Below are 24,778 nucleotides of genomic sequence, written 5' to 3' on the forward strand. Positions count from 1 at the left end.
CGTTACGTCATATCATTAACATGATTCTGCCAGCTTCTTTTGTGAACATTTCAGGGAAACGGCAGATTGTTGCATACACCTGCTTGCTTGTCACAGGCTGACCGTCCTTTCTCAGGTGCAGCCTATGACGATTGATGGCATCGGCAATCTGGTCGGTTGTCATGCCGCCATTTCGCTTTACCATCACATATACTATGGCTTCTTCTATCTTCATCCTTTATTCATCTGTTTTTCAATCCATGCCATCAATACGGCAACAGCATATTCCTGTTCTTCCTTGGTCAGTGCCCTGCCTGCTGAGATGTGATGCCACTTGAAGAAGCATCCCCGGCAACAACAGCCAGTGGCATGTTGAGCCAGGAAAACAGGATGCCCACGCATGGGAGTCTGCTTGCCGTCGTTCGGTATGACAGCCGGAGCAAGTCTTTTTGCCACAAAGTCCTCTGCGTGTTTTCGTATCGTCGGCAATCCCTTTTCCATTACATACTCCCTGTCTTGCTTGGACAGATGGAACCGGCTGCGAAAATCAGACTTTGCCAATCTCTCAAAGAGATTCGTCAGGTCATACTCTTTCTTATCACCAGGAACGCTTTCTTGCGGCTCTTCCTCTTGGAACAACGATGGATATATGTATTTCTGTGACATCATTATCTGTTGCTTCTGATTTCTAATGTTATATCCATATATGACCGCTTGCCGTCTATATAGTCTGCATAGAGTATTTCTTCGCTTCTGCCTTTCAGAATATGGCACTTACCGCACAGCTCACAGTTGTGCAGACATCTCCATTCATTCAGAACGTAATCCAAACGTTCCTCTCGTGTAGATGATTCAATAGAGGGTGTGCTCATAATCAGTGTCTCCCACAGCGTGGTCAATCAGTGCCTGAAACTCTTCTTCCGTATAGTCTTCTTCCCAACCATACGTTACGTCCTTTATGCCCAAAGTAAACCCTAATGCCTCAGAATAGGATATGCCAATTTCAGCTGCAAGGTCTCTTGCCGCTTGAAAAATCTGCTCTTCTTTGCTTAAGGGCAGTTGTTTCGCTTTCTTATGTTTTTTCTTTGGTTTCCCCATTTGAGTATATTCGTTTAATAATCAGCGTTGATGGGCATCTTGAAATTCCTGTATTTCTTTCGGAGTTCCTCATTTTGCGCCTTCATTTCCTCATACATATCATTCAGTGCGTCAGGAAATCCCCATCCACAAGGGCTTGCCCAACGAAGGCATTGCTTGATTCGGGAATCATACTTGTCCCAAAGGTCATAAAGCACGATGTGGCGCAATGTCTTGTCGAAATTACTCTCAACAGAATCATAGAATTGCTCCCACATGTCTCCATAGTCATAAGTGAACTGACAGGCATTCTCCATATAGAACACCATCAATTCTGCGACTGAATCTTCCGAAGGCTTCAGTTTCTTGAAGTCGGACAATGCCTTGCGGCACACTGAGAAGCGTGTCTTTGGCTCTCTGTTTCTGCTCGGATAGAACTCTTCCCGTATGATGTGCTTATACTCTTCCAGCTTCTGGCCCTCATTCGGCTCTGCATAGAAGTCAAGATATTCCTTTGCCTCTTTCCGTGCAGAATAAAGTTCCAATACCATTTTTATTATTTCACTCTTGTCCATGGACATGAGGACAGACTTTAATTTAGATTTTGACATTTCTGCTCTTTTATCTTAAAAACGGGTCAATCGTTGCCAGCAACTCTGATTTCTGCATCACACCGCTCGTCCTCCACAACACTTCGCCGCGTCTGAACAGCATCAATGTGGGCACAGACTGTATGCCATACTGACTTGCAGTCACCCCATACTTGTCCACATCTACCTTGATGATGCGGATTCTGTCACCCAACACTTCCTTCACCTGCTCAAGGATGGGGTGCATCATCTTGCATGGCTGGCACCAGGTGGCGAAGAAATCGACCAAGACAAGTTGGTCACTTGATATAACGTCTTTGAATGTTTCCATTACGATTTTCTGTAAAATTATGCTATTTTCTTTCCTGTTATCTTACAATACTGCCCTGCAAATGTTAAAATCGAGAAGAATTCAATGAAAAACCTTCGTTATTTCAAAGAATATTCGTACCTTTGCAGCGCTCATCTATAGATAGAAGGAGTTTCGAGACCCGGTTGCCTTTGATGCAATTCGGGTCTTGCGTTTTATAGTGGTGTCTGCAATCTCTTTTTCATCTTCTTTTCCAAAGCCTTTAGTCCATACTCTTTGTTAAGATGGTATGCTGTCAACAGATAGAATCCGTTGCTACGTTGTTGTTCCAAGACAATAACATACTTTTCCACTTTATCATAGATGTATGTTTTCTTGACCTTACGCTTTTTGCCGTCCCTCTCTTCTATGGTAAATACATCCAGATTGTCTGGTGTCAATTCTCTCACATGGTGATTTATCCAATGAAGCCTTTGTGAACGAGCCATCTCGAATACTCGCTTTGGATAAGTCGTACCGTCTTCGTTCTCAACCATGATTTCTTCACAGGTAAGATGCTTGAACAATCTTGCCATGTCAATCTCGCCATCTGTCTTTATAGGATAGATGCGCCACCCTCTGAATGAGAATTGACAGTTATCTTCTATATCACGCTTGAATATTGCATGAAGATCATGCTCTCTTTCTCGTTCACTGAGATATGCCAGTTCCAGCAGCTCAGGGTATTTCTTGATAATATTCAAACTGCTCATTGGCTATTTCAGTGCGATAAAAAACAAATTAAACTTCTTTCTAAATTTGGGAGTTGTGGTGTTGAGACTGATATTACTGTGTTTTTTTATCTTTTCAATCAGCTTCATTTTGGCTCTCACCCTTCCTTCAACTTCTCCCTTTTCATATCTAAGGTTGTAGTTGATGGCTCCCATTAGAACATCTGCCAATTGGATGAAGACACTTTCGTGTGAACGTATAAACTGAAACCTGCCAATGGAAGAGTTGTATTCCATTATTTTTCTGAGCCTCTCCAGCTTATCGCTACTGCATGTGTCCTTGATATCCATATATATGTTATATGTATAATCCATGTCCATCTTGTGATGCAGCAATTGGTAGTACATGCGAAAGTAGAAATCATTAAACGTATAGTCTTCTCGTTTCTCGTCAATCTGACTCTTGTCAACAACCACAGCCCTAAATTCCATGTCATTCATAAAGAACCAGTCTATAAGCTCTGCATAGACTTTATACGTGGCCTCGTGGACATTTGTCCATTTCAGCTCATCACTATAGCCGTGCTTCTTCTTAATATCTTTTATGGCATCTTTTGCCATGCGGATTTGTGTGTATGCTATACTTGTACATCCCAAAAGCATGTAGGGATGACCGTCATGCACCATGTGGGTGCTTTCATCACAGTAGATGTTGAATGTCTTATTCATTGTATCTGTTTTTTGTTTATTCTTTATTCCTTTTCTTCAGCGGTCCACTATGAGGTCCACGGTTCAGCGTCACACCATGCTTGTTGAGTATGCGGAACACGGAACTTCGGCTTGTGAAGCCGCTGATGGCAAAGATGTCATCTATGCTGTGCCCCTCGTTGTACATGTTCACGATATTCTTCTCACGCTCCAGTTTCGACAGTGCCCTTTCCGACTTCTTGGGCGGCCGGATATTCTGTTGCAGATGGATGATGTGTGCCGATGCCTTGCGCAGCACGGCACACTCCTCAGAGAGTGACCCGAACATACGGATGACCTGTGAGGGCTTGGTGTCGGGGAAAAGTTCGTCAAACGTATCGATGCGGTCTTGGATGGAGATGATGCGAACCACCTTCACACGGCAGTATTCTATGAATGTAGCCAGTTCACGGGTGCCACGCAGTGCGTTACTGAACCTCGACACCACCAGCTCGTCGCCGCGCTCCAGACTCGATATGAGCTGCTTCCACATCGGGCGCAGCCTCTCGTGTTCGGACAGTTCCTCTATCACCTGAACACAGCCGTATTGCTGCATCCAAGCCTTGTCTTCTGCATACTCTTCGCCATTGGTGGCGATAAAGATGTAACCTACTTTTGCCATACTGTTGTACGCTATTAAATGAAATCAAGTGCAAAGGTACACTATTTTTCCGAGAAACAATCATACTTGAACGAAAAATCATACTTAAACACGATAATTTGCCATTTTCTTTTCACTTGATTTCATTGAAAATCATACTCGCAAGTATGATACACAAATAAGATTAAACTTACTGTCATTCTTGCAAATATATCGCTGAAACGCATTAACTTTGCACCGTCAATTTCAAAATCAGACTCAAAATAATGACAACAATGAAATATGAAACCCAACTTTTCGGAGGACAAACCAACCTCCATTGCATGAAGCAAATATTGCATAATGCAAAATCAAACTCGCATGGCTGTATCAGACTTGCCATTTGTATTGCCACTGCGTTTGCCGTAGTCATGCTGACAGCATGTTCAGACGGAAACGGCACGAAGTCGTTCCATTCGAGCGATGAAGCCATCAGAGAGTATCATGGCTTTCTGACCACTCTTCGACAGAACGGCAAGGTCTCAATTCAGACATTAGTTAAGATTGTCAACGAATGGCGCGTGTTGGACGATTCCGTGACATCGTGCATCTCACGTGACACTGTCAGGAAAGCCCACTCATACCCGTTCACGGTATATCATGAGTTGAACGACTCCATCCACATCGAGCTGTGCCGTATGGCGATGTCTAAGCAACGCACCTTTCACGACCTGCTCTATCTCAGAGAACAGACCTCTTCCCATGTTGGTGATGAGGAACTACAGCAAGCCGTGAAGGAAGCACAGCCATTCTTCGCTTCCTTGGATAGCCTGCCTATATATAATAAAGGTGGTAAACAGGCGGTACTGAAGCGTTACCTGCTGTTCCTGCAAAAATCCGCCAAGCAAGGCATTCACGGCAAGGAAGACCTGCTCGCTTTCATCAAGGAAGAGCATTTGTATTTCAAATCCTTCCTGCAATACCTGCCGGATTTTGCTGACGATGACATCGGTGACATCAGACGAAACACCGAACACTGCTGTCGGGAGATACTCCGTGCCGCCGACCGCAAGGATTTGTCCCACAAGGATGCAATGATATACCTCTCCATGCGCACCAACCACCGTCTGCTGCGCAACGCACAAGCGGCTATCGAGGATCTGAATAGTGGCAGGGTAAAGGACGAGCACACCATGCACGCCTACCTCCTGATGATGATGCAGCCGTTCATGACGATGGATGACCTTTCCGTGAGCGTGCTCTCCGACAAGGACAAGGCAGACCTCTACAAAATAGCCGATGCGCTCCCCAAGGAGATGGACGGTCTGGCCAAGAAACTGCACCTCGACAAGCAACGCCTGTCGGATATGCCCATGCTCATGATGAAGATTTATGTCACAAGATTATAAACACCCCAAACAGAGAATACGATTATGTTAGAACAGTTTTGCGATGATTTCCTTGCCGTCGTGCCTTTGCAGTTGCCAGAACTGCTGGACAAGCGCAAGATGGAGAAGCCTGTCAAGTATGACGATTACGTGCTTCTTACTTTCCAGTTGAACACCCCTTTCACGATAGAGGAGGTGATGGATATGCTCGAAGACGAGATGGAAATGATAATCCTCTATCACCACATTCCAAGCCGTCATACGGAGTTCGGACACAGCTGCTGTGCCTATTCCAACCCTTCTTTCGGACGGATGTTCAAGGTCAACGGCTCCACAGATGAGCGTGGCATGGTCAGCCAGATAAAAGTGACCATCTATGACTCGCTGGAGCACATGTCGGCAGATGTATGCCTCGACCTCAGTCTGCATTGCAAGAACGGGTTCTTCAAATACATGAAGCCCAAGGAGGAAGTCCTGCTCGACTTCATTTGAAAGTTACATTTGCCAGATGACAGTCCTGTTCTACCGCAACAACGCTCCATTCTGTTGTCCACAACAAAGGCCAAAGTCATGCCACAAGCTCCCGACCATCTGATGAAGGAAACGCTTTACATGAAGATTATCCATCTTCTCGACCGTCACCGCACATGGCTGGAGATTGAGAGCATCGCCACTGTCCGCAACCACACGATAGTCAGGAACGGCAGAATGACCGACATCCTCAGCCGTGTGCTTGTGGTCAAGGCCATCCACCATCATTTCCCCTACACGAGAGGGCAAGTGTGGCAGATAGCCGAGTACGACTTGGAACAGGCTATCAAGAGCCTTCGGACAACCGACGGAGCTTTCCGTCAGAGAATAATCAAGGGAGAACTGACACTGGAGGATGTGGAGCGTATCATATCCACTGCCACACACGGTGTCGTCCAGCCCGACCTGAGTCCACTTCCATTATTCACATGCTATACATATTATGACAAGTAAGATACTGTTTCTCATCCTGATGTCAGCGTTCTTCTTTGTGACGATGATTCTGCACAGAAGCCGCAGACAGTTTATGACACGGTTCTATCTGCGCATGACCGCGCTTGTGACAGCAAGGAAGCTCTACCGGTTGATGCTGCTCATCCTGCTGTACGTGTTCCACTTCCTCTACCTCTGTGTACACTATAACGACATAGGCGTAGTGGCTTCCACCATAGCGTTTGCCATATTCTTTGTCTTTATGGATGTGGAGAGGTGGCTACAGCGTCTGCACGAGGAGCGGACACCCTTCTGCATCGCCGCGTTGGCGGCAGTGGTGTTTGTCTTCACTCCTCATCTGTTCACGCTTGCTGTCACCATCTCCTTTGTCCTTCTGGCATCACTGTTCTATCCCTCGCGCATAGTCATATCGCTGTGGAAGAACAAGGCTGACCGCAAGATGCTCCTCGAAGACACAGAAATGCTCATCATATACTACTATTAAGTATCACCTGTATCATGCCGTTCCTTTTGTATAATGGAGCTGGCGACAAACAACAGTATTCACCAAACAGATTATTGAAATGAAGAAACAGAAACATAGAACGAGTTCCGGCAAGATGTCTGAACGGATGTCCCTGTTGGAGTTCTTGAAAGAGAGGTCCGGGATAAGGCTGTCGAAGCTCGAAGCCTACCTTGACCTTGTAGACAAGGCTTCTGTACAGTACATCCCCAAGGATCTGTGCAAGCAGGAGTTCAGCCTGTCCAACGGGCAGTTTGTAATCACCATTACCGAACTGGCAGGATGCTGGCATTGGCACCGCGCCACTGTCCGCACCTTCATCGAGCAGTTGGAGAAGATGAACCAGATTTCCGTCACCCGTCTCACGAAGAGCCAAATCATCACCATCCCGATGTTGGCTGAGACACCTGCCGTTTCTCCGATTGACGCAGCCTTGGATGTGTTCCGCCAGAAGATGTGTACCGCATTGGACGAATGGCGAAGCGGCAAGATGTCCGCATCGGCTTGCGCCTCGGAATGTGAACAACTCTACGAAGATGCAACAGAGGAAGTAGCCATTATCTTGCAGAAAGCCGACAATGGCAATTCAATTGGCAAGGTGCCATGCGGAAGAAACATTCCCGAATCTGTAGGACACGCCTTTTGTATGACTGCACTCACAGCTGTCTGCGAAGCCACCTTCCATCAGGTGCTTTCGCAGGAAACAGATAACGCCCTCGTTACCTCCCTTCTTCCCTTCTTTTACAAAGACCTGGGAGGAGACTGGCTCTCATTCATCGAGGCGGCAAAGGCAATATCAGAATTGGCATTGGATGGCAGCTCACCAGCCTTGCATCAGGAAAGCGCAGCCATCAAGTCACAGTTTCAGTCACTCTGCCGACCGTTCCTTGCCATTGTAGCCAACCAAGAGGGCTCCTGTCCATCAAAAGGCTGTATTAACCTCTAATAATCACCGTACAACGCTTCTTCTTTTCTACTGGCACAGTGTTTACACGTCTGCCATTGCTGTAAAATAATCGGGCTTGCCCGTTGGTCGGAAATGAGGGAATTTGGGTAGCCTAATACCCCTCTTGGTCTCCGACCATCGGGAGGCTGTCCTTACAAGCAGCAAGCTGGAGACAGGAGAGTTGTACACACATAAAAGGAAATAGGTTATGGCAACACCAAAACAGGTTATGGATTTCCGACCATCTAAGGGAATCACCACAGCACAGAGCAACGAGCACCAACGCCGTTGGACGGAAAAGGGTTGGGGATCCGCTGAATCAACAGGCAACTACGACCGCAGCCGTGAGCGGCTCAACTTCGAGGTTCGGGGCGGCAAGGTTTGTCCTATAGACAAGAGCCGAAGCATCCCGGAGCGCATGGCAGACATCCTGCGGAGCCGTGGAATCAAAGACCCCAACGAGGGACTGGCAGAGCCACGCTTCCGCACAGTGGTCAATTTCATCTTCGGAGGCTCACGAGAACGTATGACAGAATTGGCATTCGGTGACCAGAAGGTGAATCTCACTCACGGAGCGGACAATTCGCATCTAACCCGATGCAAGGACATTGAGGAATGGGCAAAGGATGTTTACCGCTTTGTTGCGGACAAATACGGTGAGGAGAACATCGTCGCTTTCATCTTACACTTGGACGAAACCAATCCGCACGTTCACTGCACCCTCTTGCCAATCAAGGACGGCAAGTTTGCATACAAACAGATATTCGCCGGAAAGGACAAGTACGAGTTTTCTGCCAGGATGAAAGCCCTGCACAGCGAATTTGCCGATGTCAACAAGCGTTGGGGCATGGAGCGCGGAACTTCCGTCTCAGAGACGGGAGCACGCCACCGCACCACCGAAGAATACCGCCGCCAGCTGTCAGAACAGTGCACCACCATTGAGCAGTCCGTCGCCACCCATCAGCGGACACTCGCCTCGCTCCAATCGGACATCCGTCTGGCAGAGCGGAGAGTAAAAGGACTCACCTCAATGGTCAACAACCTCTTGCAGGAGAAGGCTGAGAAGGAGGCGGCACTTGCTGAATTGCATCGGCAGATTCTTGCAGGTCACGACAATCCTGATGCTCTCCGTCAGCAAGTCCAAGAGCTGGAGCAGGAACTGTCCGCTATCCAGTCGAAACTGGACGACAAGCAGGAGAAGCTCTCAGAGGCTGACCGCAAGCTCGATGCCCTGCGTGAGGAGATGACCGCCATGAAGGAGCGCACGGAGGAGTTGCGGCAGGAGGCACACAGATATTCCGATACTATCCGACAAGGTGCGGACACCGTTCTCAGAAATGCCCTTCTCGAAAACATGGTCAGCGAGTTCTCCGAACGTGTGGCACGGCTTTCCAATGAGGGCAAGGACGTGTTTGACGGTTCCCTGCTTCAGGCCTTTGCGGAGAATGGAACGGAGGTGATGTACTGTGCCACGCTTCTATTCCTCGGCTACGTCGATGATGCCACCACCTTTGCCGAAGGTCATGGCGGTGGCGGCAGTTCGTCCGACCTCAAATGGGGACGTGACGATGACGAGGATGAACGCGCTTGGGCACGCCGTTGCATGATGAAAGCTGCACGCATGATGCGCCCCTCTTCCGGCAAAAGGAAGAAACGATAAGCGGCACTGTCACGTATCACCTGTTATAGTATTCACCAGATTAAATTGAACAACATGAGAAAAATACTTATTCTATCCCTTGGCTTCGCCCTTTCATTGGGTGCGCAAGCCAAAGACTATCACCGCACGGCGGACACCACCACCGTTGTATGCAGACTTTCGGCAGACGGTATGCTTCGTCCGCTTAAACCTTCCTACATGAAAGGGGCATTGGTAGCTTCGCCATGGACGGACAACTGGTTTGTCCAAGCGGCAGGAGGAACTACGGTCTTCCTCGGCAAACCGCTCGGATGCAACGACCTATTCGGTCGCATGAAACCGGCATTCTCCGTGTCGATCGGCAAATGGTTCACACCTTCCGTCGGCGGTCGTCTGAACTATGGCGGTATGCAGTTCAACGACTGCAACAACTCCTCGCAGGACTACCAGTACCTGCGTGCTGATTTCATGTGGAATGTCCTCGGCAACCTCTACAAGGACGATGTACACACTCTTGCCAGATGGAGTGTCATTCCATACGTGGGCGTGGGTATGCTGCACAACAAGGTGAATGCCCACAAGCCCTTTGCCATTTCCTACGGCATACAGGGGCAGTATCATCTCTCCCCACGCATTGCTGTTACGGCAGAGATAGGCAACATGACCACCATGCAGGATTTTGACGGCTATGGCAAGGCACACCGCCTTGGCGACCATCTGCTGTCCGCATCCCTCGGCCTCTCTGTCCGCATCGGCAAGACTGGCTGGAAGCGAGTGATAGACGCTCGCCCGTACATCGCACAGAACGAATGGCTTTCGGCATACGCCTCATCCCTTTCTGACAGCAACAGCCGCTATCACGCCCAGCACGATCGAGATTGTCAGACTCTGGAGCAGCTGCGCAAGATTCTTGCCATCGAGGGACTTCTGGACAAGTACGGCCACCTCTTTTCTGACGATGCCGCTTCTTCCGTCACAAATGGCTATCCTCGAAACGACTACAGCGGTCTCAACTCGCTGCGTGCAAGAATGAGAGACAAGTATGGTAATGGTCAAAAGACAAAGGTCATGGAGTCCGCCTCTTGTACAGAAGAATATGGCAATGCTGAAGGTGAGCCGGAAGACGATTACCTATCGCTCATCCACTCAGGAAAGGCTTGCATAGGTGCGCCCATCTATTTCTTCTTTGAACTTGGCACTGACAGGTTGCTCAACAGGTCACAGCTCGTCAATCTCGACGAAGTAGCACGCATCGCCAAGAAATATGGCTTGAAAGTTAAGGTCATCGGCGCTGCCGACAGTGCCACAGGCAGTGAAGCCATCAATGATAACCTCAGCCGTTCCCGTGCCAGATTCATTGCAGAGGAACTGATGAAACGTGGTATGGAAAATGGCACCATCTCTCAGATTTTCGATGGCGGCATTGACGATTACTCGCCCAATGAGGCGAACCGCCATACCAGAATCCTGCTGTATCTATAGCCAGACATACAGCTCCGAACAAGAGCACTAAAACTTTTTTTTCATTGATAAATTTTAGAAAGGGAGGGCTTGTCCGTGATGGATAGGCCCTCCCTTAATCATATATGTATTAACGCATATTCTATGCGCATATCTTTTTTTTATCCGTGTTTCTCAGTACTTGACCAGTCAAGCAGGAAGTCATATATACTCATTATCTGTATGCCGTTTTCGTCGCTCCACTGCTTGGTATGTTCTCCCACGATCAGCAGTTTGCGGAAAGAGTCATCTACAAGACGCAACGACCGTTTCTCCTGTTCCATCTTTTCTGCATCGGGCATACGCCACGCCGACTGGATGTAGATCCGCTCGCTCCCTTTGTTGCAGACAAAATCCACTTCCAATGTCACCCTCTGCTGCTTTCCTTCCGTATTCCTCACTCGATGATAGACGTTACCCACATCCACGAGCCATCCTCGCATACGCATCTCATTGTAGATGACGTTCTCCATGATATGTGTCGGCTCGCTCTGACGGAACGACAGAATAGCATTCCTCAGACCTACGTCCTGGTAATAATACTTGGACAACGAACCTATGTATTTCCGTCCTTTGATGTCGAACCTTTCGGATTTTTCGATAAGGAAAGCATCCTGCATATATTCCAGATAAGCCGACACTGTCTTGTCGGTTATGCTCTGCACATTGCTTACGGACTTGAACGTATTGGCTATATTCAGTGCATTGACAGGTGCTCCTATACTGGATGCTACGGTCTTCGACAATTCTTCAAATTCAGGTCTCAGTTCTATGTTGTTCCGCTCGTAGATGTCACGTAGATATACCGTGCGATAAAGGCGACGCAGGAAATCAGCCTTCTTCTCATCCCCAACCTGTGTAAGTAGTTGCGGCAAACCTCCGTACAGTCTGTATTCAGCCCAACCGTCTTCTTTCGAACCATCATACACCGTCATGAACTCCTTGAAGGATAGTGGCCACACATGTATCTCGTCACCTCTGCCTCGGAATTCCGTCACCAGGTCAGAGGACAGGAAACGCGAGTTGGAGCCTGTGACATACACATCCGCCCCTTCGGTAACTGACAAGGAAGAGAGCACCTCTACAAAGTCTTCCACCTCCTGCACCTCGTCGATGATGATATAATAAGTCTCATAGTCAATCATCATCTTTTCCACCCAGTCCAACAGGTAGTCCGGGTTCTTGAACTCTCTGTTCTTCCTACTCTCCATGTCGATGACGAGAATATGGTCTTCTCTCACGCCCTCATCCAATAGATGCTGATGAAAGAGTTTCTTCAGAAGGAACGACTTGCCTGAACGTCGCAATCCTGTGATTATCTTTATGAGCCCGTTGTTCTTTGAACGGCTCAACTGTTCTATGTATCTATATCTGTTTACTATCATATTTTACGAAAAACTGTCACTTGTGACACTTTTTCGGAGGCAAAGTTATATATTTTATCCTAAATCAAAGAAAGAAATAAAGAAAAATGCACTAAAAATCAATGATTTTCCTGTTTTGTAGTGTCTATTCCACTTGCCGATGCCCATTTTTCTTTGCAAAGTTACTGCCCGGGCGAATGGTCAAGTACCGCCATGCTAACAGGCAGAGGACTGAACGACAGCTTTCCGCAAATCAAAGATTTGGGTATTTCATTAACTCCTCCGTCTGTTTTCTTGCCTTATCGCCCTCATTCCGCAGTCTTTTGATGCACGAAAAATCAGTTCCCGACAAGAGGAGCCGAAAGGCTTCAAAAGGAGGGAAGAAAAACAAGTTGAACAAATAATTTCTTTGCGTATGGAATTACACAGATTATCAGAAAACGAGCAGGCATTTGTCGAGTGCTTCTCACGGTTCGTAAACGGTCAGATGGGGTCAGCCGCCAAGGTAGGCAATGCCCTTGCAGATGACCATCGCTATCTTATCAACGAAAAGGGCAAGGTGGTGTTTGCCTTCTTGGAACGCCTTGCCAACGACTATCAAAAAGGTCGTTATGACCAGCGTGACGAGTGGGTGTGCCGATTGGCAGCAGAGGCCATCGAACACCTTGTAGAGAACAGAATGTATTACAGAACACTTAACAACGATTGACTATGGCAAGCAGATTGATTACACCCGTATTGGAGGAGATACTGAAATCCTATCCTCTGTATTCACAGGACGGCAAAGGCAAGGATGCCGTTTGTGTGGCAATATTCTTCATCGGACACGTCCGTTGGTTCGTACTTGAAGGACAGCCGGAAGGTAACGACACCACGTTGTTCACCATCGTATGCGGTCTGCATGAAACGGAGTATGGCTATACCTCCGTCAATGAAATGGAGAGCGTAAAGGTGGATGGCTCCAAATATGGAGTGGACGAGATATTTCAAGTGGAGCAGTTGGACGGCTTCAAGCCGGTGAAACTGAAGAGCATTCCAGACGAGGATTTACAAGCATTCCTTCATAATATGGAATGACCCCAAATTAAATCAGCCGCAGGGACATTACTCCTTGCGGCTGACTATTGTTAGTACCTACTATGAGTAGTAAAGCCTACGATTAGTATATACTACGATACTACTCTCATCTTCGGAAAGCGGACTTGGCAACGTGCTCCTCTTGTACCTCTTCCTTCTGGTACTCCTCCATGTCAAGCAGTTGCTCATACGCAGAGCTGATGTTTGCGTCCATAGAATGGTTGTGGCTGAAAGGGAAGGTATGCTTCACAGAGAGTCCTGCATTGGTCACAGTCCCCACATCCAGGCTATCCTTATCCTTGTTATATTGCAGGTTCAGCAAACCACCATTCGGCATTTGGAATATCGGCATTTTTCGCTGCGCCAATTCCGAAAACTCTTCGGCGGTCATCTCCCTCGCCACAGCCTTCACGTCCTCACTGGCACGTCCTATGCCATAGCGAGTGATATGGTCACGCACTTCTTGCTCCGTATGCTTCAGGAACACCTCATACGTACCGCCGACACTCCCGTTATAGACCACTGCAAAGTCCTTGTCCTCTATTAGCAGGTCATCGCCTCTGTTCTGGCACGGCTTCCTGTAGGTCTGCTCCTCGTCCATGCCGTTCCCGTCATAGTATTCCTTGGCAAGCGTCAGCAGTCCTTGATAGTCACCTTTCTCCTTTAGCTTATCCAGTTCCGATGTGTCATCCGTTGATTGGAGATAGGCGATGGAGGCATAATAGACGTTTTCTTTCGATTGTGAAGGCTCTGTCAGGCTTTTGTACTGGGCAAAAGCCTCCTGATAATTGGTGTCAAGGTCTTTGCCGTGGTCGTAAGGAACAGAGAGTTTCACTTCCAGACCGTTACTCGTCGGCACAGCAATCTTTACAGAGTCCTCCTTCTCATGATGCTGGATATATACAGCAGAACCATTATATGCCAAGACTGCATGGTCGCCGTCATCTATGGATAGATAACTTTTCCCTTGCCCGTTTTCCTGCTCAGCCTTTTTCTCCTGGTCTATCTCCATAGCAATCTTGTCGATATGCTGCGTGAGCATTGAGGTAGCTTTTTTCACATCGAGTAGCGTGGTCTTGATGAACTGCGGCGACTCCTTCAGCGAATCCAGCCAAGACTTCAAATAGGCAGCCGAATCTCCTTTCAGATGCTTTGTCATGCCATACCGCTGAGCGGTCAGCGCAGCCGTCAGTTCTGCCACCAGTTCCTCGCGTGCATACTCTGCCGAGCCGAAGGTAGCGGGCTTGATGCGGTCTAACTGTCCCTCCGCACCCGTGGAGTGTCCCATCTCGTGGAAAAGGTTCGAGTAGAAAGACTCCCCATCCTTGAACTGCCTTTTCTCAGGCATCACAATCTCATTCTTGCTGATGGAGAAATAGGCGGAATCACCGAACATCGGTTTGATGGGACATATCCAACGGTTGTCCGCTATCATCCTATCCACGGGTTCAAAGGCAAACTGCTCGTCCTTCTCTACCTTGGGCATCGAGTATTCCTGTTCCAGTTTCTCCCAAAACTCTGGTCTGACCTCCTTCAGGTTGGTCTGCGCCACATTGAAGACATGGTAAGTCTGAAGCTTTGGATATACATTGTACTTTTCGCGCTCTTCCTGAGAGAGCAGTTTGTAGTCCTCCCACTTGATGTGTTCCTTTGTTTCCTTATTGACCACCGTAAACGTGGTGAGCATCACGGGGAAAGAATGCTCACCTTTCAGTACTGACACACGGGGCTTCTGTTCCTCGTCTTTCTTGCCAGTTTTGTTAAACTGCTGTATGCGGTCGAAGGTACAGAAGCGAGGAATCTTGTAACCCTCCTTCTCGCAATGCAGGAGCAACATCATAGCGTTCATGCCATTATATTCTCGTCCGTTCAGGTTTTTCGGCCATTGCAACGCACCTTCAGTAAACCAGGGCTTTTTCCATCCGTCTTTGCCCGACAGCGACTGAATACGCTCAATCATCATATCGGCAAACAGGTCGAGTGCCTTGTCTTCGGCACTCGGACCTTCCTTAGCATAAGGCTTTCCCATAGTCAATTAACCATTATAGGGCTGCGGAACATATTCGCTCATTTCAGACACTCGGCAGGAGAAGTCCAGTTTGTCATTGAAGACACTGACAGACAATGCCCCTTTGATGTTCGCTTTCACGCCTGGTTGCAGCCATGCCTCGCATTTGCCATCGAATAGGAAGAAACTTACCCAGATGTATTCAAATCCGTCCTGTACTTTCTCTGCGCTGAAAGCGGAGAACTGGCAGTACGGCACACCATTCTTGTCCGTCTTGTCCTCAATGCTCTTGCCCACCTTGCCGCGGAACTCCATCACGCCCTTGATGCAGTCCTCTGCCTCGTCAGGCTGGTGGCTGATGCTGCTTGCCGACAGGTTGAAATAAAGGACATCGCCCCATTTTCTTGGTACCAATACACCGGCTACCTCAATGCGTTCGCCGATGTTGCAGCTGCCCACCTCCGTCAGTGTCCCATCTTTGATGACCGACACCTCGATGGTCTTGTTAATCCCGCTCTTCGCTGGAATGACTACGTTCATGGCAAAGCTCACGAATGCCTTGCCCTCCTTGTTCGTGCGGCAGGTCGCAGCCTTGCTGACCGTTCCGCACACTGTTACATTACATTTGATCATTGCTCGATACTATTTGAATTATACATATCCATCGTCCAAGTGAAATGTCTTAGCAATGACAATAATCTCTTTTCAATCATCATATACTAGCGCACGTATCAGTTCATAGACTATCCACGCTGCTATGATAAGTTGGAAGCCGAGATAGATGATGGCCACGGTCTGACCGAAAAGCCATTGGGTAAGCATGAAGTGTCCTGCCACAGCTACCATACCCACCAGCAATGTACACAGATGACTTGCTATCCTTTTCATTTCCTTTGCAGATTTTGTTGTTGACTCTCAGCCTCCATCCCTTGCTCGAAGTTCTGCGAAGCCTGCTGTGTCGCCACGATGCCTGTCACCATTCCCGCAATCTTCGTCCGTTTGCTTTCTTCCGACAGATTGGCATTGCCCAAAATGAGCGACAGGCGGTTCATCTCCGAGGAGGTCAGTTCACGGTCAATCTTCACCGTACCGCTCTCTGCATGAAGCACAGTCTTGCCGTTCTCACCCACAGTAATGGTGCATTGCCTCATGCCTGGAAGAAGCGAGGTCAAATCTACGAGCCGGTTGGCTGCCATGGCAGAGATAAGTCCTTTTTGTCGTTCCTCATCATTGCTGTCAATCTGCGCTGCCAACATCATCAGCGACATGAAGGTGGTCATCGCCATGTCGAGTATAGGGTCATTCGTTCCCGAAATGCCCACGCCGCTGTCCTCCGAGGAAAGGATTTTCTTCATCCAGTCCTCCGACGAAACCTTCTGCTCCTGTGGCGCATTGCTCTTGTATTTTGCCAACAGGTCATTGCCGTTATGCAGGGCCTGTAGCTTGATGTTGCCTTTCTGTCCGATTTCTGCCAGATAAGCGGCTGGATCCATATCCCTTTTTGAGCCGTCAGCCGATACACTCTTCACTCCGAAATGCAGATGCTCGCCAGTGGTTCTGGTGCCGGTATTTCCCGACACCCCCAACTTCTGACTGGCATTAACCACGTCACCTACCTTTACTGCTATGTCAGACAGATGCAGGTAGGAGCATTGCACCTTGCTGCCATCCTCACGGCTGTATTCCACGGTGACGGATTTCCCTCCTGCCGTGTTCGCATTATGGTTCACCGCCACCACCTTGCCGCCGTTCTCCGTGGCCAACACCGCCTCATGGTTCGTCTTGATGTCAATGCCCTTGTGCATCTGCTGCTTGGTGGCATCCATCGGATCCTGGCGATTGCCGAAAGGCGAGGTGATGAAGAGAAACTCCTCTCGCTCCACAGGAAAGGAATACCCGGCAGACTGCGGTACATGGGCAGCAGGCATTTCTCTACGAGGATTATTCTCCACCCCGAACGACCGACCTTCTGCCCGCATCTCAGCCATCACCTCACTGTCATACTTGTCCAGTCCGTTGGCTTCAATGATGCGCTGCAGACTTGCAGCATAACCGCCGCCCGTGGCATAGCCGGCACGCTCAATGCCCTTCGTCCATCCCTTGTAGTCGTCAGGCGACAGCGTGAAGCACTGCGCATAACGCTTGTTCTGCTTCAGGAACTGCGAGTGATGCTCATAACTGTCACCCACGCTTTTGTACTTACAGAATTTCTCGTTGGGCCTATCATCCGTATAGACTCCATACTCTCCGCCATTCTTCAACCACGATGCCGTAGCCTTGATGCCAAAGTGGTTGTTGCATTCGCGCGACAGTTGGCTCTGTCCGTTGCTGCTCTCCAGTATGGCTTGCGCCAAGATGACGGAGGCAGGAATCCCATACATCCGCATCTGTTCTTTGGCTTCCTCCGCATATTGTGCGGCATACGCTGCGTTCTTTCCCATAAGCCTATCTCCTTAGACTGGTGTGTTGTTCTGTTTCTTGACTTTCCTGTGCCATCTGCTTTCCTGTCTCTTTTCCAGGTGACACCATCTCCGTAATTCCACGCTTCGATGATGTTGTCTGCTTCGGCATTTCCAACTGGTCACAGATGGACACCCGTTCACCAGCACGAATGAGCTTCGGCAGATAGGTGTCGAGGGCATGATATGGGAATCCTGCCATTGCCAACGGCTTGCCTTCATCATCCTTGCGCCCATTGCTCTTTGTCAGCGTAATACCCAATATTTTGGATGCCTTCACCGCATCATCCTTGTAGGTCTCATAGAAGTCACCGCAGCGAAACAAAAGAATGGCATCAGGATGCTTCTTCTTCAAGTCAAGATATTGTTGGACAAGGGGAGAGACAGCAGCCTTGACAGCCTTTTCATCCTTCTTTTCTTCTTTCTTTTCCTCTTGTTTCTTCTCTTCCCTTTGTTCAGAGCTTTTATCTTCCTTAAGTACCACTTCCTTCTGTTCATCATGCTTATCGACAATTGCCGTCTCCGCTTGCTTCACCTCCGTCGCTTCTTCCTGCTTCTCTTGTGTACTTTGCTCGACATTGTTGTCTTTCTGCAATACATCAGCAAACAGCGAGGCGGCAAGGTTCTGCTTGTAGGAATCCCTGTCAGGAGCCACCCACAATCGTTGCCATTGTGACGGACTGACACTTCTCGGCTGCAACTTCTTGCCGTCAATAGTGGCTGCACACAGGCATTCGCCCGATTTGGCACGGAATACTGCCACACGCTGGATGCGGTTCAAATCAACCTCCTGCTCATTACCTCCGAAGATGTCCACCTTCAGGTCGGGTTTCGCCTCTGCCATAGCATAATACTTCTGTGCCAGTTCCTCACGCACACGCTCGATGTTGTCCATCGACTGCTTCAAGGTGGTGAAGAAATGATTGAGGTCTCCTTTGTCGGGATAGACGGCAAAGCCCTCCTTACCTTCGGGCTTGATGTACAATGCCCACCGCTCCTTGTCATCCTTTACCAACTGCACATTGTCGAAACCGATGTCACGGCTGTGGGTTACGGCCTCAGAAGCATCCAACGAGGATAGGTCTTCGATAGACCAGTTGCGCAGTCTTGATACCGTGATTTTCTTGTCGGCGAAATAACTGTCGTCGGGACGGAAGCCCAAGGCTCCGTCGGGATTGTAGAAACGCACGTTGTCATAACCCTCTTTCTGCAAGGCATTGGTGAAGCGTTGCTTGTTCATGCCCTTGATCTCGTTGTTCACCTCCAACGATGCACCCTGTGGCAGCACCACATCGGCGGTCTTGCTGGCATCATCACGCACGATGACCACAGTACGCTGCTCCTCGTTGGGATGCTGCTTGATTTCGTCTGCTACGAAGTAGTGGTTGGGCAACTGCACCTGTATCTGCGCCGTCTCTCGCTGATGCTGGTCGGTGGCATACTCCACCTTTTCACCCAGTTCGGCTTTCTTCAACACCTTCAGCGCACCGTTCACCTCACTCTCGATGGCATCAATCAGACAAGGGTCTTCCTTCAGTTCCCTCGTCCAATAGTCCACCATGCTAAGGCTGTCCTTTGACAGACGGGCAGGCAGTCCCAGTTCGAGCATCTTCACGCCCGAAGCTATCTCAGTGATGAGTCGTTCCTTCTTCACGGCATCCTCCGACGGGGCTTTGCCGTTCTTCATGACCATGCCCTCACGTGCCAACCGCTGCTGATGACCGGTGGCAGACACCAACTGACGCATCATCTCCTGTACATAGTCATTGTAGTGCTCGAAGTCACGCTGCCGTGGCAGGTAGATGACATCCTTCTCGGTGTCGTAGTGCGCCACACCCGTGCCGTCCTGACGTACATTCACGAGGTTGTCCTTCATCTTCTGAAGGAATCCGTTGACGCACCCATGCAGCTGCTTGTCCTCCTTGTCGCCATAACCTCTATCCTCCACCGTGCCATCCTTCTTCAATGCCGTAGTGTAGGCTGTTTCGTTAGCCATAGGCAGTAGCGTCTGGTCGATATTGAACAGCACACGGATCTCACGGTTTTTCACTCCCTTGTACTGCTGTTTGTCCTGTTCCGACAGTTCTGCGTATGCCTCCTTGGTGATGACATCGTCGGGATTGTTGCGGTTGACGTACTTATTCCAATTGTAATACAGGAACGGCACACCTTTCTCATGCTCCCTCACGCTCTCACCCCGTGCCTTCGCTTCGGAGAACTGCGTAAACAGATTGCTCTTGCAACCCTTGGCATCGGAGTCAAGGGCAAGGACAAGGGCATTGAACGGACTGACCGAAAAGCCCTTGGGATAGAGCTTCGGATAGAGTTTGCCGCTTGCATTCAACCAATGTCCCTTGGCATCCACCGCACTCGTCAGTGCCTCAGTGAGCAGCGACACCTGCTTCTCCGCCGTCCGCTTCTCAAATTCTGATTTCTCTTTCATGCTTTTATCTTTTTGTTTATCTCAATCACATTCTATAATTGGCTTACCAAGCCACCGTTCCCGACAATTTTGTTGTCGGGCTTCACTGTATTCCCCTCGGTCGCACCACGCTCTCCCGTGCCTGCTCTTCGTACTGCATTGCTGCCATCTGTCGCATCTGGTCGTTCTTGGCAAGTATGGCGTTAGCCAATGTATTCAGCGGCAATGCCCCCGACTGATGCGCCCCAATCACACTGTCAGGCAGTTGAATGGTACAAGGCACATGGTCAATGTTGGCAACGAGACACCGCCCTTGCAGCATCGGGTTGCTGATACGAGGATTGAGTGGTTCATCAGGATATTGGCGGTACTGAATGCGAGATGCAGCAGGACTAACTGTAGGTGCAATGCCTTCCTGCTGTTTCCTGCCCAGCACCTCATGTCCCGCTTTGTTGAGCAGATTGGCACCTCCCATACCCATCAACAGCATCTTCAGTATAGGATTCTTCACGAACATTCCAGCCACGATAGAGGCCAAAGGAAGGAGGCTATTGTCCATATTCAGCGATTTTGTCTTGCCAGTGAACAGTCCCACCAGTACATCGGGCAGCATCGCCAACACATAACCAAGGTTCTTGCCGATGTCTGAAAAGCCGTTCAGTCCAAAACTCTGCAACAGCCCGTCCCATCCATTTTCGTTTGTTTGTAAGGCTGTTTCCTCCTGCTGGACTACAGATGGTGTTGCCTCTTCAGTCGATGAATCAGGAGTTTCTTTCGGTTCTGCCTTCTTCTCCTTCTCAGCCTCTGCATCCAGTCTCGCCTTAACCTCCAGATACTCGTCTTCCTGTCCAGGCGCAACTATCAAGGGCACATCCTTGTACTTGCCTGTACGTTTGGTTGCTTCGTTTCTCTGAGGGTCAAGGAACGTACCTTTGTTCCAAGGAAAAGAGGTCTGCTCGGTTTGTTTCGTCCAATCCATAAAAGTGATATTGCTCGTGGGAATCTTGTTCTTGAAATGGCTGTTGGTAGCCTTGATATAGCTGTTCTCGTGGTTCTTGATGACTTTTGCCTGTTTGCGGAATGAGGCGAAGACGTTGGTGCCCGTACCGAAAACTCCCTTGCTGATACACTCCTCGACACAGACCTCTTGGCTGCTACCTTTCTTGCTTAGGTGCTCCATGCCGACATTCATCACCATATCGATACCGACAAACTTGGCGAAGGTTGCCCATGAGCCAATCCCTCCCATGGCCACGACATCGGCACCCGCTCCGGCTGCCCATCCCGCTGCCTTCTCTGTTCGAGAGGGCTTATAGGCTGCCTCTCCTTTGGCTTCTATCTCTGCGGCAAGGGGTGACTTGTTCAGTTCGTAGGGCAGACCGAACAGACTGCTTTGTGCCGCCTTGCGGATGATATAGTCGGCAGAAGATGTTGGCATACGGTCTTTCACCATTTTTTCTATCATCAGCTGCTCCATGCGGTGATCGATATAGGCGTATGCCAAATCACAACCGAGTTGTTTAGAGAGTGCATCGTACCGCTCTCGTCCTATCTCCGTCACCACCGCCTTGCGCCATTCCTCAGCCATCACGGCAAGGTCACGCTGCATATCCTTGTTGCCGACAATAGCCTCCTTGCACATCGCCAGATAGTCTTCGGTGGTCTTGCTGTTCCACTTGCCTGTAATCTTCAGCGTGGCGTATGGGTCATCACCAGGCATATTGGCAGTGGCCAATGAGCGTAGGATGCCAGCCGTACTGTTGGAGTAGGCTCGCATCTCGTCTGCCTGTCTGTTGGACAAGTCCCGTTGCACCCTGCCCATCACGGGGGCAAGGTGACACCCGAAGTAGTCGCCCATCAGACGCTCTATCTCTGCGAATCGCTGACTGTTCTTAACTGCCATATACCTTGTTTATATATTATACTGCTGTAATATCTGTTCCTTTGTCTGCTCGATGGCATTGTGATATATCTCCATCTGCTTAGGATAGTGTTCCTCCAACCATGCGTCCTTGTCCACTTGGCAGTGGATGAACTGCACGGCCATACGTTCCTCAATCTCCACGGAGGGTTCCCCCTCTTCCTTACCATTGAACCATGCCTTTGTCCACCATCTCACGCCAGCCCGGTCGGGATAGACGCTCACTATCCTCGGAATGTCGAAGCTCTGGATATCCACGTCCAAGTCGGCAAGAGGGTCGATGATGCCGTCATGCGTCAGGGCTTGCTCTTGGAGTTTTTTTTTAACACCTCGTCCATCGTGGAGAGATATACCTGATGTCGCATGGCAAGATAGTTGAGAAAGTCGGCAATGAGCAGGTTCTGCACCTTAGTCGCCAAAGGCATACAGCGGTTGCCGATGCCCAAGGGATTAGCCATGCTCGGCATGGTCTCGTAGAAATAATGCTTGCTCGCTCCCAACGAGAAGATGTTTCTCAACGACTGCTCCGTATGTTCGGGCAGAGAGTATGCTCCTTGTTGAAGGTCCTCGAAGTAGGAGGGAAGGAAGCGGAGCATCAATGCCTCTATCTCCTGACGGTCGGTGTCGTAGGGTGAAGGGATGTTCATGTCCAGTTCATTGATGCCCATTTGGGAATTGTGCTCCAATGCCTTGATATTGCCGTAGAGCATGGTGAGGAACTCCAACGGATTGATTTCCTCTCCGTCAAACCTCACCTCCATGTGCAGCAGGTCGCCACTGATGGCGATGGTCTGACCGGCCTTGACGCTTTGGGAGAAGTTGGCGAAGACATTGGAGAGATGCCTGTAAGTCACTTCGTATTTGCCGTAGCGGATGGTCTGGTAGATGCCATGCTCCGCGTCCGACCCAATGGCAGAGACGGTTCCCGTTGCCACCGCCGACAGCAGGTAATGGTTCACTGAGAAGTCTATGCCGTGATGGAAGAATGTTTCTCCCGTCACGGGATTTTTCTGCTCTCCGTAACCCAAGGACATCTGCACGTCCTGCTTTATAGGCTCCTCAAACGGCATACAGTAGCCGCTCGATGAGCGCAGTATCATTTCTTCTGTATATCTCATATCACTGTATATTGGTTATCGTTTCATCCCTCTGCTTTGGGTCTCTGCTTCTTTCATGTTCTGCCCATGTGAAGACGTACCGCCTCTGTTAGGCAGAGTTTGCGCCACCTTAGAATTGTTCCCGATGATCATCGCTCCAAGCAGGGCACCCGCAATCTTGCTCATCCAACCAAAGCGTCCGAATACCATGAAGGCGGCAGCCACCAGTCCGACGATGCTCATACCCGACACGTTGCCCTTGCCGATATTGCCAAAGAGATTGCCTATCATGTCGCATCCTACGCCTCCGAACATATTCCTAAAGAAATCACTGATGCCGCTGAACTGGGTGTCCATCTTTCCGGCTACAGTGTTCACCGCATCAACGGCTTCACCAGCCTTGCCCGTCAGACGTTGCACATCGTTGGCGGTTTGTGCCACCGCTTCCGTGGCATTCTCGCCGATGACAGCATCACCTACGATGCGTGCCACGCTCTTGTCTGTGGTCAGCTTCTCCCATGTCACATAGCCTGCGGCACTACCCACTGCGGCCGTCTGCATAGCCTTGCCGGCTCCCATAAGGGTGCGTTGCGGGTGGAGTGCCGCACTGCCTAAGGTCTTTCCAGTTACTCCGATGACATGGCCAGTACCTCGTGCCGCCTTGCCACCATATTTCAATAATGAACTCCAAAATCCCATATCTTATCGTTTTTTAATCACGGTTTGACTTCGTCTTCTTCTGTCACGACTCGGCATAGCTCGAACAAGTTCGGCTCTGCTCTCGCTGCTCCATCAGTTTACGTTCTTGCCCACCTGCTTCCACCGCCTCTTGGCAGCCGCTGCTATCTCGGCTTTGTTCGCTTTGGTGGGTCTTGCCCCTTCGTCTATCTCCATCCAAACATCGCCCATGGTGGTGTATTTCACCGCCCTCGTCAGTCGCTTCAACTGCTTGTTCATCTTCTTCAGTTTGGGTCGGATGCCGAAGACTATCTCCACACGCTCCTTCTCGGTCATCTTGTTGCCCGACAGGCATACCGTGCGTATGTCATTAACTATCTCGATGCTGTTCATAATCAGCTCGCGGTATATCTTGTTGCGCTTGGCTGACAGGGCTACGGCAAGTCCGTTGGCAGGATGGGCATCCAACTGCGCCACCAATCCACCCATATTGTCCACCAACTGACCTATCTCGTGATAGAAACCATATATCTGTGCGGCATAGCTGACGATGGAACGGAAGGAGTCCAGATAGTTGTTGAACTCCCGCTGCAGGTCGGTAGTGGCTTCCACTTCCTCCTTGGTCCAGATATGGCCGGTGGATTGTAGCAGCATCACTTTCTCCTGATTCTTCAGTTCTTTCTCCGCCTTGTTGGTGTACATCAGAATCATCCCCGCAAGAGTCGGGTCGTTCTGCGCCCGCACTCCTGCAAAAGATGATATAAACATAAAAATGGCAATTGATATGAAATACTTCATGA

The 24,778-nt window shown here is 49.4% G+C and carries 28 protein-coding genes; 9 read left to right on the top strand and 19 right to left on the bottom strand.

The genetic code is table 11. The features are described from left to right. Nucleotides 1-7 precede the first annotated feature (7 nt). The 8 genes from ACGHVY_RS13560 to ACGHVY_RS13595 all read right to left on the bottom strand — a co-directional run bounded on the left by ACGHVY_RS13560 (nucleotide 8) and on the right by ACGHVY_RS13595 (nucleotide 4,035). A complete protein-coding gene (locus ACGHVY_RS13560; protein WP_005816302.1) occupies nucleotides 8-214 on the bottom strand; it encodes a hypothetical protein in 207 nt (68 codons plus the stop codon). Next, entirely contained in the window at nucleotides 211-648 is a 438-nt protein-coding gene (locus ACGHVY_RS13565) for a DUF4186 domain-containing protein (protein WP_005816300.1), read from the bottom strand. Before ACGHVY_RS13565 ends, ACGHVY_RS13560 begins: the two co-directional genes overlap by 4 nt. Before the next feature lie 183 nt (nucleotides 649-831). Next, nucleotides 832-1,077 (bottom strand): hypothetical protein, encoded by a 246-nt coding sequence (locus ACGHVY_RS13570; protein ID WP_005816298.1) that lies wholly within the window; start codon nucleotides 1,075-1,077, stop codon nucleotides 832-834. Between the two features lie 14 nt (nucleotides 1,078-1,091). Beyond that, the gene (locus ACGHVY_RS13575) at nucleotides 1,092-1,667 is read right to left on the bottom strand and encodes a DUF6155 family protein (protein ID WP_007837469.1); all 576 of its coding nucleotides are present in this window, start codon (nucleotides 1,665-1,667) and stop codon (nucleotides 1,092-1,094) included. Between the two features lie 10 nt (nucleotides 1,668-1,677). Beyond that, nucleotides 1,678-1,977 (bottom strand): thioredoxin, encoded by a 300-nt coding sequence (gene trxA / locus ACGHVY_RS13580; RefSeq protein ID WP_005816294.1) that lies wholly within the window; start codon nucleotides 1,975-1,977, stop codon nucleotides 1,678-1,680. 194 nt (nucleotides 1,978-2,171) lie between these two features. After that, nucleotides 2,172-2,708 carry a hypothetical protein gene (locus ACGHVY_RS13585; RefSeq protein ID WP_005816292.1) on the bottom strand — a complete coding sequence of 179 codons (537 nt, stop codon included), beginning with the start codon at nucleotides 2,706-2,708 and terminating at the stop codon, nucleotides 2,172-2,174. Nucleotides 2,709-2,711: 3 nt separating this feature from the next. Continuing rightward, on the bottom strand, nucleotides 2,712-3,395 hold the full coding sequence (locus tag ACGHVY_RS13590) for a DUF3800 domain-containing protein (RefSeq protein ID WP_005816290.1): 684 nt from the start codon (nucleotides 3,393-3,395) through the stop codon (nucleotides 2,712-2,714). A gap of 16 nt (nucleotides 3,396-3,411) precedes the next feature. After that, nucleotides 3,412-4,035, bottom strand: coding sequence for a recombinase family protein (locus ACGHVY_RS13595; protein WP_005816288.1), 624 nt, complete (start codon nucleotides 4,033-4,035; stop codon nucleotides 3,412-3,414). A gap of 254 nt (nucleotides 4,036-4,289) precedes the next feature. On the opposite strand from ACGHVY_RS13595, the gene ACGHVY_RS13600 reads away from it, so the two are divergent. The 7 genes from ACGHVY_RS13600 (at nucleotide 4,290) to ACGHVY_RS13630 (ending at nucleotide 10,934) form a co-directional block, all read left to right on the top strand. After that, on the top strand, nucleotides 4,290-5,402 hold the full coding sequence (locus tag ACGHVY_RS13600; RefSeq protein ID WP_005816286.1) for a hypothetical protein: 1,113 nt from the start codon (nucleotides 4,290-4,292) through the stop codon (nucleotides 5,400-5,402). 24 nt (nucleotides 5,403-5,426) lie between these two features. After that, the gene (locus ACGHVY_RS13605; RefSeq protein ID WP_004319947.1) at nucleotides 5,427-5,873 is read left to right on the top strand and encodes a hypothetical protein; all 447 of its coding nucleotides are present in this window, start codon (nucleotides 5,427-5,429) and stop codon (nucleotides 5,871-5,873) included. A 78-nt stretch (nucleotides 5,874-5,951) separates the two neighbouring features. Further along, a complete protein-coding gene (locus ACGHVY_RS13610) occupies nucleotides 5,952-6,365 on the top strand; it encodes a hypothetical protein (protein WP_005816283.1) in 414 nt (137 codons plus the stop codon). A gap of 73 nt (nucleotides 6,366-6,438) precedes the next feature. Next, on the top strand, nucleotides 6,439-6,849 hold the full coding sequence (locus ACGHVY_RS13615) for a hypothetical protein (RefSeq protein WP_008766906.1): 411 nt from the start codon (nucleotides 6,439-6,441) through the stop codon (nucleotides 6,847-6,849). A gap of 79 nt (nucleotides 6,850-6,928) precedes the next feature. Next, complete coding sequence (locus tag ACGHVY_RS13620) at nucleotides 6,929-7,813, top strand: hypothetical protein (protein WP_005816280.1); 885 nt, start codon at nucleotides 6,929-6,931, stop codon at nucleotides 7,811-7,813. Nucleotides 7,814-8,021: 208 nt separating this feature from the next. Continuing rightward, complete coding sequence (gene mobV, locus ACGHVY_RS13625; protein ID WP_005816278.1) at nucleotides 8,022-9,473, top strand: MobV family relaxase; 1,452 nt, start codon at nucleotides 8,022-8,024, stop codon at nucleotides 9,471-9,473. A gap of 54 nt (nucleotides 9,474-9,527) precedes the next feature. After that, nucleotides 9,528-10,934 (top strand): OmpA family protein, encoded by a 1,407-nt coding sequence (locus ACGHVY_RS13630; RefSeq protein ID WP_005816276.1) that lies wholly within the window; start codon nucleotides 9,528-9,530, stop codon nucleotides 10,932-10,934. Nucleotides 10,935-11,074: 140 nt separating this feature from the next. Here ACGHVY_RS13630 and ACGHVY_RS13635 read toward each other — a convergent pair whose 3' ends face one another. After that, entirely contained in the window at nucleotides 11,075-12,337 is a 1,263-nt protein-coding gene (locus ACGHVY_RS13635) for an ATP-binding protein (RefSeq protein ID WP_005816273.1), read from the bottom strand. A gap of 394 nt (nucleotides 12,338-12,731) precedes the next feature. On the opposite strand from ACGHVY_RS13635, the gene ACGHVY_RS13640 reads away from it, so the two are divergent. Both ACGHVY_RS13640 and ACGHVY_RS13645 read left to right on the top strand, forming a co-directional pair. Further along, on the top strand, nucleotides 12,732-13,025 hold the full coding sequence (locus tag ACGHVY_RS13640) for a hypothetical protein (RefSeq protein WP_005816271.1): 294 nt from the start codon (nucleotides 12,732-12,734) through the stop codon (nucleotides 13,023-13,025). A 2-nt stretch (nucleotides 13,026-13,027) separates the two neighbouring features. Further along, a complete protein-coding gene (locus ACGHVY_RS13645; protein WP_005816269.1) occupies nucleotides 13,028-13,393 on the top strand; it encodes a DUF2958 domain-containing protein in 366 nt (121 codons plus the stop codon). Nucleotides 13,394-13,499: 106 nt separating this feature from the next. Here ACGHVY_RS13645 and ACGHVY_RS13650 read toward each other — a convergent pair whose 3' ends face one another. From ACGHVY_RS13650 to ACGHVY_RS13695, 10 genes are all read right to left on the bottom strand, one after another. Next, nucleotides 13,500-15,422, bottom strand: a complete 1,923-nt coding sequence (locus tag ACGHVY_RS13650; RefSeq protein ID WP_005816267.1) for a zincin-like metallopeptidase domain-containing protein — start codon at nucleotides 15,420-15,422, stop codon at nucleotides 13,500-13,502. A gap of 6 nt (nucleotides 15,423-15,428) precedes the next feature. Then, nucleotides 15,429-16,034 carry a hypothetical protein gene (locus ACGHVY_RS13655; protein ID WP_005816265.1) on the bottom strand — a complete coding sequence of 202 codons (606 nt, stop codon included), beginning with the start codon at nucleotides 16,032-16,034 and terminating at the stop codon, nucleotides 15,429-15,431. Nucleotides 16,035-16,106: 72 nt separating this feature from the next. Next, on the bottom strand, nucleotides 16,107-16,289 hold the full coding sequence (locus tag ACGHVY_RS13660) for a hypothetical protein (protein ID WP_005816263.1): 183 nt from the start codon (nucleotides 16,287-16,289) through the stop codon (nucleotides 16,107-16,109). Next, nucleotides 16,286-17,842, bottom strand: coding sequence for a glucosaminidase domain-containing protein (locus tag ACGHVY_RS13665; protein ID WP_390552357.1), 1,557 nt, complete (start codon nucleotides 17,840-17,842; stop codon nucleotides 16,286-16,288). The genes ACGHVY_RS13660 and ACGHVY_RS13665 overlap by 4 nt, the downstream gene beginning before the upstream one ends. Nucleotides 17,843-17,846: 4 nt before the next feature. Continuing rightward, nucleotides 17,847-20,303 carry a zincin-like metallopeptidase domain-containing protein gene (locus ACGHVY_RS13670; protein ID WP_390552356.1) on the bottom strand — a complete coding sequence of 819 codons (2,457 nt, stop codon included), beginning with the start codon at nucleotides 20,301-20,303 and terminating at the stop codon, nucleotides 17,847-17,849. Between the two features lie 82 nt (nucleotides 20,304-20,385). Continuing rightward, the gene (locus ACGHVY_RS13675) at nucleotides 20,386-22,185 is read right to left on the bottom strand and encodes a hypothetical protein (RefSeq protein WP_005816255.1); all 1,800 of its coding nucleotides are present in this window, start codon (nucleotides 22,183-22,185) and stop codon (nucleotides 20,386-20,388) included. Nucleotides 22,186-22,194: 9 nt separating this feature from the next. Beyond that, nucleotides 22,195-22,467, bottom strand: coding sequence for a hypothetical protein (locus ACGHVY_RS13680; RefSeq protein WP_007897422.1), 273 nt, complete (start codon nucleotides 22,465-22,467; stop codon nucleotides 22,195-22,197). 32 nt (nucleotides 22,468-22,499) lie between these two features. Then, nucleotides 22,500-23,321, bottom strand: a complete 822-nt coding sequence (locus ACGHVY_RS13685; protein ID WP_005816253.1) for a M23 family metallopeptidase — start codon at nucleotides 23,319-23,321, stop codon at nucleotides 22,500-22,502. A gap of 15 nt (nucleotides 23,322-23,336) precedes the next feature. Next, nucleotides 23,337-23,999 carry a hypothetical protein gene (locus ACGHVY_RS13690; RefSeq protein WP_005816251.1) on the bottom strand — a complete coding sequence of 221 codons (663 nt, stop codon included), beginning with the start codon at nucleotides 23,997-23,999 and terminating at the stop codon, nucleotides 23,337-23,339. 93 nt (nucleotides 24,000-24,092) lie between these two features. Beyond that, nucleotides 24,093-24,776, bottom strand: a complete 684-nt coding sequence (locus ACGHVY_RS13695) for a hypothetical protein (protein WP_005816248.1) — start codon at nucleotides 24,774-24,776, stop codon at nucleotides 24,093-24,095. Nucleotides 24,777-24,778 lie beyond the last annotated feature (2 nt).

The organism is Bacteroides sp. f07, assembly GCF_042854785.1.
Classification (GTDB): domain Bacteria; phylum Bacteroidota; class Bacteroidia; order Bacteroidales; family Bacteroidaceae; genus Bacteroides.